Source organism: Sphaerotilus sp., assembly GCF_013299175.1.
Classification (GTDB): domain Bacteria; phylum Pseudomonadota; class Gammaproteobacteria; order Burkholderiales; family Burkholderiaceae_C; genus Sphaerotilus.
The window spans coordinates 23,437-29,860 of the sequence record NZ_JAAFKF010000045.1 but is presented as its reverse complement, the minus strand read 5'-3'; the positions used below and the strand labels follow the sequence as shown (position 1 = coordinate 29,860).

The following is a 6,424-nucleotide window of genomic DNA, read 5'->3' as shown; positions in this document are numbered from 1 at the left end:
GCGGAGGTCAGACGTGCCAGACCCGTGAGGGGACGACGCGCAGCCGCGAGGAAGCAGGAACCCGCCGAAGGCTCGGCCGCGCAAGCGGTCGCGCCCGCCGGAATCCCCGTCCTTTAGGGCGGGGAGGATGTCAAGGGAGACCCACCCATGGCCGCTGCCAGCCTCATCGCCCTCCTCGACGACATTGCCACCGTGCTGGACGATGTGGCCGTCCTGACCAAGGTCGCCGCCAAGCAGACGGCGGGTGTGCTGGGCGACGATCTGGCGCTCAATGCGCAGCAGGTGACGGGGGTGGCGGCCGACCGCGAATGGCCGGTGGTGTGGGCGGTGGCCAAGGGCTCGTTGCTCAACAAGGCGATCCTGGTGCCGGTGGCGCTGCTTGTCAGTGTCCTTGCGCCGTGGCTGATCACGCCGCTGCTGATGGTGGGTGGGGCCTACCTGTGCTTCGAGGGGTTCGAGAAGCTGGCCCACCGATTCCTGCACAGCGCCGAGGAGGACGCAACCCACCACGCCGAGCTGTCGCAGGCGCTGGCCGATCCGGCGATCGACCTCGTCGCCTTCGAGCGCGACAAGATCCGCGGCGCGATCCGCACCGACTTCATCCTCTCGGGCGAAATCATCGCCATCACGCTGGGCGCCGTGGCGGGTGCTCCCACGCTGACGCAGTTCGCGGTGCTGGCGGGCGTGGCGATGCTGATGACGGTCGGGGTGTATGGTTGCGTCGCGGGCATCGTCAAGCTCGATGACCTGGGGCTCCACCTCGTGCGCACCGGGCGCGGACTGTCCACACAGATCGGACAAGGGCTGGTGCGGGCGGCGCCGGTGCTGATGCGCGTGCTGTCGGTGGTCGGCACCGCGGCGATGTTCCTGGTCGGTGGCGGGATCCTGACCCACGGCGTGCCGGCCGCCCACCACCGCATCGAAGACTGGACCCGACAGGCCGGTGCCGTGCTGGGGGGGATTGGCGAGGTGCTGCTGCCGGTGCTGGCCAATGGGGTGGCAGGCGTGCTGGCCGGTGCTGCCGTGCTCGGGGTCTGGACGCTGCTGCGCCGGCTCTTCACCCGTGTCTCAGGCCACTGAGCGTGTCGGGATGTGGGTCTCGAACCACGCCTTGAGTGTCCGGGGACTCGCGATGTGCAGGCCGTGGCGGCGCGAGAGTTCCTCGGCCTGCAGCTCCGCGAGATCGCTGACGCACAGCAGGTAGTTTTCCGGTGCGAGACCGAGGCGGTCGCGCACATGGATCAGGCGGTCGATGTGCGGGATGACCTCGCCGGTGCGGCACTGCACGCACAGCGGCGGGCCTTGTCCGACCAGGAACACCAGGTCCAGCGCGTGCCCTTCGTCCTTCGGCCACGACAGGCTCACGTCGCGCGCCACCGAGAAGTCCACCCCGGCACCCACCAGATGGCGCAGGCCGAGCATGAAGCTGTACCAGCCCAGCCAGCCGCCATCGAAGAAGCGCCGCACCGCGTCGGCCTTCTGCAGCGACAGGCGCACGACCTGGTCGCCATCCTGGTGCAGGTACTTCGACAGGAAACCACTCTCGCTCAGCGTCCGGCAGAAGTCGTTGAGCGACTTCACCTCGGCGGGGGTGCGCTTGCCGAGGTCGATGTTGATGAAGCTGTAGTCCTGTTTCTGCGCGGCACGGATGCGCTCGACGATCTCGTGCAACTGCGGGTAATGGGCACCGATGTTGGCCGACACCTCGTCGAAATGGCCCGAGGTTTCCAGCGAGCGCGGATCCAGATCGACCGACACGCCCGCCTGGCGAAACCAGTCCAGCACCGGGGCGACCTGCACGCGGCTGCAGAAATGGTCGGTGTTGCGGGTGTCGAAATCCGTGGGCAGGGTGTGGCTGGTCAGCGCGGTCTCCAGCGGTGGCAATTCGCTCGCCGGCCGGCGCAGGCGCTCGATTTCCGCACGGGCCTCGCCCAGCTCGCGCCGCGCGGCGAAGTAGCGGTCGAGCATCGTGCGCAGGAAGGCGGTGGTTGGGTAGACCTGGTTGTCGGTGCCGCAGGCCGGGCAGGCCGTGGTGGTGCCGATCTGGTCATCGGCAGGTTCGGACAGGTGCCCGCATCGGTTGCATCGGTAAAGGGCCATGGGTTTCGCTTGCTGGACTCGCTGGATTATGGGCTGCCGGCCGTCCGCTGGGATCGGGGACACTGCGGGGCATGCACAACACCCCACGACTGTTGCTGGCCCCCATGGAGGGGCTGCTGGACTGCACCTTGCGAGATCTGCTGACTCGGGCGGGTGGTTTCGAGCGTTGCGTCGGCGAATTCATCCGCGTCACGGACACGCTGCTGCCAGACCGTGTATTTCACCGCATCCTGCCGGAATTGCGAAATGGTGGCCACACGGCTGCGGGGGTACCGGTGCGGGCGCAACTGCTCGGGTCCGACCCGGTGTGTCTGGCCGACAACGCCGCGCGGCTGGCGGCCCTCGGTCCGGCCGGCATCGACCTGAACTTTGGCTGTCCGGCCAAGACCGTCAACCGGCACCGGGGTGGTGCGGCGCTGCTCGACGAGCCGGAGCTGATGTTCCGGATCGTGGCGGCCGTGCGGGCCGCGGTGCCGGCGCAGATGCCGGTGTCGGCCAAGATGCGGCTGGGGATGCACGATGACCGTGGCGCCGAGGACTGCGCCCGCGCCGTGGCCGCGGCGGGCGCGTGCGAGCTGGTGGTCCATGCGCGCACCCGCGACCAGGGTTACCGGCCACCGGCCTACTGGTCGCGCATCGCCGAGGTGCGGATGGCGGTACCGGGGCTGCATGTCGTGGCCAATGGCGAGATCTGGACCGTGGACGACGCCCGGCGCTGCCAGGTCGAGTCGGGGTGCGACACGCTGATGCTGGGTCGGGGACAGGTGGCCGATCCGGGATTGGCGCTGGCGATCCTCAGCGGCGGGCGGTCGGCGATGGACTGGCCGGCGGTGCTGGCGCTGCTGCGCGATTTCTGGGAACGGGTCGGCTTGCAGTTCGACCCGCGCCACCGGGCCGGGCGCCTCAAGCAGTGGCTGCACCTGCTGCGCCACCGCCACCCCGAGGCCGCCGACGCGCACGACCGGCTGCGCACGGTCAACGACCCGGACGCGCTGGCGCTCGGGCTGTTTGGTCCGGCGGTGCGTGCTCAGGAAGGGACCGAGCGGTCGTCCTCGAAGCGCGACGGTACCCAGGACCGCTCGGTCAGCACGGGCGCATAGGCGGCCTCGTAGCCCAGGTCCATGCGGGCGCTGTCACCGCTGCCGTTGCGCCCGGTACTGTGCGAGACACCCAGCCAGCGGCTCAGGCGCAGCCACAGCGGCATGGGCAGACGATGGGGCGTGTTGCGATCTGACATGGTGCGAGCTTCCTGGTGGAGATCTTTGGGGAGATCCTCGGGAGAGATCCGTGTACAAAGGATGGCGGGCTTTGGCTGTGTCGCGGTGTTGCTGTTTTCGTTTTATTCCGACCTCGCCTCCATAGTATCAATTCAGAGTTCCATCCGGCAAGCATTAATATCATTGATTTGTAGGGAATGGTTGTTTGCTCAGTTCCGGGCATTAATAAAGCTGGTAGTTTGATTTAGTGGCCAAATGAACGCAGGAAGAGAACGCAGAAGAAGAACGCATAAGAAGAACGCGGGTTCCCATGAAATCCCGATGTTGGTGACTCCAATTGATAAATCAGATGCAAATGTGAAATTTGGTAACAATGAGAACCAATTCCATGGCGTCCGGGAAATGATGCACCCCCAAGAAAGGGATTGCCCATGTGGAGTCGTATGAAGTCAGGAATGCGCGCGGCCTGGATCGCCTTGGTGTCGTGCGCCTGGATGGCGCCGTTGGTGATGGCGGGCGACCGGTTGCTGGCGTATCTGAACGACGACCTGGCCCGGCTGCATCTCAAATCGGTCGCCACCGGCAGCGTGCCGAGCCTGCTCGACATCAACGAGTCCCCGAACATCACGGCGGCGCGGGTGCTGCTGCTGCTGGCGGCGCTGTTGCTGGCGGCGGCGGTGGTGTTCTGGAGCTTGCGTGCGCAGCGCAGTTTCGTGTCCGAGGCGGAGCAGGTCGAGCATCTGCGGCTGCGGTTGCGGGACCGCGAGCGCGCGCTCGAACAGCAGTTCCAGCACCTGGACGCGCAACTCCTGCGCGGGCGCGATGCCTTGCTGGCCGAATACGCCCGCATGGCCGAAACCACGACGCAGGCGTCCGTGGCCGCCGTCTTCGACACGCGGTTCGAGCGGCTGGAGCGGGTGCTGGAGCGGGTGCTGGACCGCCGCCTGGGCGAGATGGACCGGCGCCTGGGAGGCGTCGAGGGGGCGCTGCGCACGAGCGGTGAGCAATTGGCGCACCACTTCGTCGATCTGCGTGACCGGGTGGTGCAGGTGCAGTCGGTCAACAGCTCGAACTTCGGGGACTTGGCTTCGGCCGCGGCCTCCGCGCCGATGCCGCTGGCGGCGGTGATCGGCGACAACGCCCGGCTGCGCGACATCGTGCTCAACCTGACGCACCTGCAGGAGGATCTGCGCCTGGAGCGGCGCCAGCTCCGCCAGAAGCTGCAGAGCCTGCCGGACGCCGCCCGGCAGACCGGCGTGTGAGCCTTGTGCGCTTGGCTGGCCTTATTTCCAGCCGTCCTTCAGCCCCGTGGTCTTGTTGAACACGGGGTGCTCGGGCGTGTGGTCCCGCCGATCGGCCACGAAGTAGCCGAAGCGTTCGAACTGGAACTTCGCGTCCGGGGCCGCCTGCGCCAGTGACGGCTCGACATAGGCGGTGATCGTGCGGATGCTGGCCGGATTCAGGCTGGCCTTGAAGTCCTTGCCGCCGGCGTCGGGTTGCGGGTCGGTGAACAGGCGGTCGTACAGGCGCACCTCCGCCGCCACGCCGTCCGCCACGCTGACCCAGGTGATGGCCGCCTTGACCTTGACGGCATCCGCACCGGGCGTGCCGCTCTTGGTGTCGGGCACGACCGCAGCCAGCACGGCGGTGATGCGGCCATCGGCGTCTTTCTCGCAGCCGGTGCATTCGACGACGTAGCCGCCCTTGAGCCGCACCTTGTTGCCGGGGAACAGCCGCTTGTAGCCCTTGGGCGCGACCTCCTCGAAGTCCTCGCGCTCGATCCAGACTTCACGGCCGATCACGAACTGGCGCGCGGCCGGGGCGGGCTGGCCTTCGGGCGGGTGTGGCAGTGCGGGCAGCGTGCAGGCTTCGAGGTGCCCCGCGCCCATCACGTCGTCCCAGTTCGTCAGCACCAGCTTGACCGGGTCTAGCACGGCCATGCCGCGGTGTGCCTTGCCTTCCAGGTCGTCGCGCAGGGCGATGTCGAGCGTGGAGTAGTCGATCCAGCTATCGGCCTTGGTCACGCCGATGCGCTCGGCGAAGAGCTGCAGCGCGGCGGGCGTGTAGCCGCGTCGGCGCAGGCCGACGATGGTGGGCATGCGCGGGTCGTCCCAGCCGCTGACAAAGCCTTCGTTGACGAGCTGCGCCAGCTTGCGCTTGCTGGTGATGACGTAGGTGAGGTTGAGGCGGGCGAACTCGTACTGGCGCGGCGCCGGGGCCTCCAGCAGCCCGGCCTCGATCAGCCGCTCCAGCAGCCAGTCGTAGAAGGGGCGCTGGTCCTCGAATTCGAGCGTGCAGAGGCTGTGGGTGATCTTCTCCAGCGCGTCCTCGATCGGGTGCGCGAAGGTGTACATCGGGTAGATGCACCAGGTGTCGCCCGTGTTGTGGTGCGTGGCGCGGCGGATGCGGTAGATCGCCGGGTCGCGCAGGTTGATGTTCGGGCTGGCCATGTCGATCCTGGCGCGCAGCACCATCGCCCCGTCGGCGTGGACCCCGTCACGCATCTCGCGGAAGCGGGCGAGGTTCTCCGCGGGCGTGCGGCTGCGGAAGGGGCTGTCCTTGCCGGGATGCACGAAGTCACCCCGGTTGGCGCGCATCTCCTCGGGCGTCTGTTCGTCCACATAGGCGTGGCCGTGTGCGATCAGGGACTCGGCTGCGCGGTACATGAAGTCGAAATAGTCGCTGGCGTAGTAGAGGTGCGACTGCCCGTGCGCCTCCCAGCCGAAACCGAGCCACTGCACCGCGTCGAGGATGGAATCGACGTATTCCTTTTCCTCCTTCTCTGGATTGGTGTCGTCGAAGCGCATGTGGCAGACGCCGCCGTAGTCCCGCGCCAGCCCGAAGTTCAGGCAGATGCTCTTGGCGTGGCCGATGTGCAGGTAGCCGTTCGGCTCGGGCGGGAAACGGGTGCGCAGGCTGGCGCAGGTGCCTTGGGCCAGGTCGCGCTCGATGATGGCGCGCAGGAAGTTGCTGGGCTTGTGCTCGGCGGCGGGGCCATCGGTGGGGATCTTGTTCGCGTCGGGCATGTCGGAGTCAATCGATCAATGGATCGAACGATTGTACCGAGGGGCCTTGGCCGGACGGGGTCGGTGCCGAAGCTGCAAGTT

6 protein-coding genes are annotated in these 6,424 nt (G+C 67.5%); 3 read left to right on the top strand and 3 right to left on the bottom strand.

Features of this window, described 5'->3' with window-relative positions; all coding sequences use genetic code 11:
* The first annotated feature begins 147 nt into the window (after positions 1–147).
* Positions 148–1,080, top strand: a complete 933-nt coding sequence (locus tag QZW52_RS09810; RefSeq protein ID WP_293997958.1) for a DUF808 domain-containing protein — start codon at positions 148–150, stop codon at positions 1,078–1,080.
* On the opposite strand, the gene QZW52_RS09805 is transcribed toward QZW52_RS09810, so the two are convergent.
* Complete coding sequence (locus QZW52_RS09805; protein WP_293997955.1) at positions 1,069–2,100, bottom strand: FmdB family zinc ribbon protein; 1,032 nt, start codon at positions 2,098–2,100, stop codon at positions 1,069–1,071. The genes QZW52_RS09810 and QZW52_RS09805 overlap by 12 nt on opposite strands.
* Positions 2,101–2,171: 71 nt before the next feature.
* Here QZW52_RS09805 and QZW52_RS09800 point away from each other — a divergent pair, with 71 nt between their 5' ends.
* The gene (locus QZW52_RS09800) at positions 2,172–3,200 is read left to right on the top strand and encodes a tRNA dihydrouridine synthase (RefSeq protein WP_293997953.1); all 1,029 of its coding nucleotides are present in this window, start codon (positions 2,172–2,174) and stop codon (positions 3,198–3,200) included.
* On the opposite strand, the gene QZW52_RS09795 is transcribed toward QZW52_RS09800, so the two are convergent.
* Positions 3,128–3,337, bottom strand: a complete 210-nt coding sequence (locus QZW52_RS09795) for a hypothetical protein (RefSeq protein WP_293997950.1) — start codon at positions 3,335–3,337, stop codon at positions 3,128–3,130. The genes QZW52_RS09800 and QZW52_RS09795 overlap by 73 nt on opposite strands.
* Positions 3,338–3,772: 435 nt before the next feature.
* On the opposite strand from QZW52_RS09795, the gene QZW52_RS09790 reads away from it, so the two are divergent.
* Positions 3,773–4,579, top strand: a complete 807-nt coding sequence (locus tag QZW52_RS09790; protein WP_293997947.1) for a hypothetical protein — start codon at positions 3,773–3,775, stop codon at positions 4,577–4,579.
* A gap of 21 nt (positions 4,580–4,600) precedes the next feature.
* Here QZW52_RS09790 and QZW52_RS09785 read toward each other — a convergent pair whose 3' ends face one another.
* Complete coding sequence (locus QZW52_RS09785; RefSeq protein WP_293997945.1) at positions 4,601–6,343, bottom strand: glutamine--tRNA ligase/YqeY domain fusion protein; 1,743 nt, start codon at positions 6,341–6,343, stop codon at positions 4,601–4,603.
* Positions 6,344–6,424: the final 81 nt, after the last annotated feature.